General features: G+C 45.0%; 1 protein-coding gene. It reads right to left on the bottom strand.

Going from position 1 to position 897, the window contains the following annotated elements; all coding sequences use genetic code 11:
- Positions 1 to 489, bottom strand: a 489-nt coding sequence (locus tag A3729_RS08085) for a peroxidase family protein (RefSeq protein WP_304439704.1), incomplete at its 3' end; no start/stop codon positions are given.
- Positions 490 to 897: the final 408 nt, after the last annotated feature.

Below are 897 nucleotides of genomic sequence, written 5' to 3'. Positions count from 1 at the left end.
TAAAGGGTCACCTGATGGTAGAGGCACTTCGATATCGTTATCGGTCGCATTAGGGCCGTGGCTCACCCAATCGTGAACCATGAATTGAATCCATGACGCCGCAATAAAGTTAACGCTGGTGGCGGGCTTAAATTGCTCACGCTTCATCAGCGAGTTACTGACTTCACGCGGGTTAGGGCTCAACAAGGTACCGTCTTCCGTTTCACCAAAGGCGGCTTGAAGCTCGACGTTTCGTCCAAAGCGCATATGGACAGAACCTTCTGACGGGTTCTCCAGAATATTACAGGTACCATCTTCTGTTCGAGCGGTGTGGCTTCGCTCATCACAGACAATACCTTCGTTTGCTAGTTCAAAGTCTTCTGTCGAGATCATATTGTTCTCGAGCAGCTCACCTCGTTCCAAGCCAATTATTAGTGCAGCGCCTGCTACACCGAGTGTGCCGTATTTGACCAGGGCCGGCCAGGTTACCCATACCGAGTTAATAATCATGTGTCGTCTCTCCGTCCATTATTTTTGTTTTCTTTGACAAAAAACCCTTTCCCTAAGCAGGTGCATATTGGGGGATACGCTCGACCCCTGCTTGAGGAAAAGAGGACAACTTTTGTCAAGTAACCGGCAGGGTAAGGATAGTGTTAAAACTTTAACACCCTCCTAAAGGATGGGGAGATACAAAAATCAAGGTACACTCGATCTCTTAAGCCTGTTTCAGCCTGAGTTCAAACGTTAATAGATAAATTACCGACAATTACAGCAAAAGTCATAAAACATGGCCTATTTCACACTTTGAATAGTGGTATTTCACAATATTTAAAAGCGCTATTGAGATCGAAAAGGACATAATGCAGTCTTAATTAGTAGACGCATGTATGCCATATAGAGTCAGAACAATAACAAGGA

This window comes from Oleiphilus sp. HI0043 (genome assembly GCF_001634935.1).
The sequence above is the reverse complement of the archived record's forward strand: the minus strand, read 5'-3'. Positions and strand labels throughout refer to the sequence as shown.